Annotated in this window: 3 protein-coding genes; 2 read left to right on the top strand and 1 reads right to left on the bottom strand. The window is 60.5% G+C overall.

All coding sequences use genetic code 11. The annotated features are described in order from the left end of the window. On the top strand, positions 1-1,193 hold a 1,193-nt coding region (locus VJR29_04010; protein ID HKY62562.1), incomplete at its 5' end, for a YifB family Mg chelatase-like AAA ATPase. On the opposite strand, the gene VJR29_04005 is transcribed toward VJR29_04010, so the two are convergent. Continuing rightward, positions 1,166-1,342, bottom strand: a complete 177-nt coding sequence (locus tag VJR29_04005; protein ID HKY62561.1) for a hypothetical protein — start codon at positions 1,340-1,342, stop codon at positions 1,166-1,168. The genes VJR29_04010 and VJR29_04005 overlap by 28 nt on opposite strands. A 308-nt stretch (positions 1,343-1,650) precedes the next feature. On the opposite strand from VJR29_04005, the gene VJR29_04000 reads away from it, so the two are divergent. Further along, positions 1,651-2,853, top strand: a 1,203-nt coding sequence (locus tag VJR29_04000) for an inositol-3-phosphate synthase (protein ID HKY62560.1), incomplete at its 3' end; no start/stop codon positions are given.

The raw sequence follows: 2,853 nt of genomic DNA, 5'->3' as shown, positions 1-2,853 counted from the left end.
GCGGCGCCCTAGCCGTCGCCCTGCTCGCCAAGCAGCAGGGTTGGAAGGGACTCATCCTGCCGGGGGAGAATGCGCCGGAGGCGGCCCTGATCGAGGGCCTGGACGTGCGCAGCTCGGCCGATCTGCCGGCGGTGGTGGAGTTTCTCCAAGGTCAGAAGGATCTGCCGGTAACGATTGCGGCGCCTCATTCGCCGACCGACTCTTCGACCTCGCCCGATTTCTCGGAAGTGAAGGGCCAAGCCTATGCCAAGCGGGCGCTCGAGATTGCCGCCGCCGGCTTTCACCCGGCATTGATGGTTGGCCCTCCCGGTTCGGGCAAAAGCCTCTTGGCCTCGACCCTGCCCTCAATCTTGACCGAGCTCAGCTTCGAGGAAAGCCTCGTCACCAGCCGCATTCACGCCCTCTGCCAGGACAAGCCGATCGAAGGCGGCTTGATGCGATCCCGGCCTTTCCGTAACCCTCATCACAGCGTGTCCGAAGCAGGTCTGATCGGCGGTGGCTCTTGGCCTCGGCCCGGCGAAGTCAGCCTGGCCCATCATGGCGTTCTTTTCCTCGATGAGCTGCCCGAGTTCCGGCGTCCTTCGCTGGAAACCCTCCGCCAACCATTGGAAAACCACGCGGTGACCATCGTCCGGGCCCGGCAACGCATGACCTTTCCCGCCCGCTTTCTCTTGGTGGCGGCCATGAACCCCTGCCCCTGCGGAAAATTCGGCCAAGCCAAGGACCGATGCTTTTGCCCGAGCGTCGCCATCCAACGCTACCAAAGCCGGATCAGCGGCCCCCTGCTCGACCGCTTCGACCTCAAGGTCGAAGTCCCGCCGCTGGATTTTCAAGAGCTCGCCGCCACTGAACCGGCCGAAAGCGGCGCTCGAGTCCGGGCCCGAGTCGCCCAAGCCCAGGAGCGGCAGCGGCGCCGGCTCGGTCCCCTGGGACTGCTCGCCAATTCCCAAATGCGGAACCAGGAATTGCGTCGATTTTGCGATTTGAAGGGCGAAGCGCTGCGCCTCTTGGAAAGAGCGGTGGAAAAATGGGAGCTCTCGGCCCGGGCCTATCACCGGATCTTGAAAGTCTCTCGGACCATCGCCGATTTGGAAGGAGTCGAGGAAATTTCCGCGGCCCACGTCGGCGAAGCCGTCGCTTACCGCTGCCCGGAAGACAACCGGGGTCAGATTCCCCAGGCCAGGGCGCTTTGATCGTCTTCGGCGACCACTTCGGAAAGATAGTCGGTCAGACCGTCGACTAGTTGGGGAACTTGAAACAGATGATGCAGGCTGGATTCGATCTTGCCGCGCAAAGCCAGTTTGGCGGAAGCATCGAGGGTTAAAGAACCGAGGCCCCTCACTTGTCCGGCAAAAAACGAACTTTCCTCGGAAGAGACGGAATCTCCTCCGCCGTCCGTGCACCCAGAGGCGGAATGACTACTCACAGTGGTTTCCTATAACAGTGTTGGAACAAATAGGATCTCGGTAATGTCACTGAAAAGTTGCTGTCAATTTTTCAATCATTTCATTGTTTTGGACCGGGATTTCTGTACGAAATAAGGTCTCGATTCAAGCTTCGTCCTTCTGAAATCGACGTTTACACAGTCCATACCGGGTGTTATAGGGCGCGGACTCTGAACTCCCTCAACCCATAGGAGAAGGCTTTTATATGACTCAAAAGGGCAGGCCGATCGAAGCGGCCGATGGCAAACTGGGCATTTTACTCGTCGGTTTGGGCGCGGTCAGCACGACCTTCGTCGCCGGCGTCGAACTCATCAAGCGCGGTTTGGCCAAGCCCATCGGCTCCCTCACCCAGCTGGGCCATATCCGGCTCGGCAAGCGCACCGACAAGAAGAACCCCCTGGTCAAGGATTTCGTCCCGATCAGCCAGCTGGAAGATCTGGTCTTCGGCGCCTGGGATATCTTCCCGGACAATGCCTTCGAGGCGGCCAGTAAGGCCGGCGTCCTCAATCAAAGCGACCTCGATCCCATTAAGGAAGTCCTCTCACAGCTCAAGCCGATGGCCGGGGCTTTCGACAAGAATTACGTCAAGAAGCTCGACGGAACCCACGTCAAGAAAGGCAGCCGCCGCGAATTGGCCACCCAGGTCATCGCCGACATCGAGAACTTCAAGAAGACCTCCGGCGCCAAGCGCCTGGTCGTGATCTGGTGCGGCTCGACCGAGGTCTTCATCCAACCCGGTCCGGCCCATCAAAGCCTGAAGGCTTTCGAGGCCGCCCTCGACAAGGACGACAAGACGATTTCGCCCAGCATGATCTACGCCTATGCGGCCTTGAAGCTGGGCGTCCCCTACGCCAACGGCGCGCCCAACCTGACCACCGACATCCCGGCCTTGCTGGAGCTGGCCCAGGAGACCAAGTCGCCGGTTTCGGGCAAGGACTTCAAGACCGGCCAAACCCTGATGAAGACCATCCTGGCGCCGGGCCTCAAGGCCCGCTACTTGGGGCTGAGCGGCTGGTTCTCCAGCAACATCCTGGGCAACCGCGACGGCGAGGTCCTGGACGACCCCGATTCCTTCAAGACCAAGGAAGAGAGCAAGCTGGGCGTCCTCGACACCATCCTCCAACCCGAGCTTTATCCCGACCTCTACGGCAATTTTTACCACAAGGTCCGGATCCATTATTACCCGCCGCGCGGCGACAACAAGGAAGGCTGGGACAACATCGACTTGGTTGGCTGGTGCGGCTACGACATGCAGCTCAAGATCGACTTCCTCTGCCGCGACAGCATCCTGGCGGCCCCGCTGGTCCTCGACTTGGTCCTCTTCATGGACTTGGCCAAGCGAGCCGGCATGAAGGGCATCCAGGAATGGCTTTCCTTCTACTACAAGTCGCCGATGACCGCCGAGGGG

The organism is bacterium, assembly GCA_035281585.1.
Lineage (GTDB): Bacteria > UBA10199 > UBA10199 > DSSB01 > DSSB01 > DATEDP01.
This window is presented reverse-complemented; position numbering and strand designations above follow the sequence as displayed.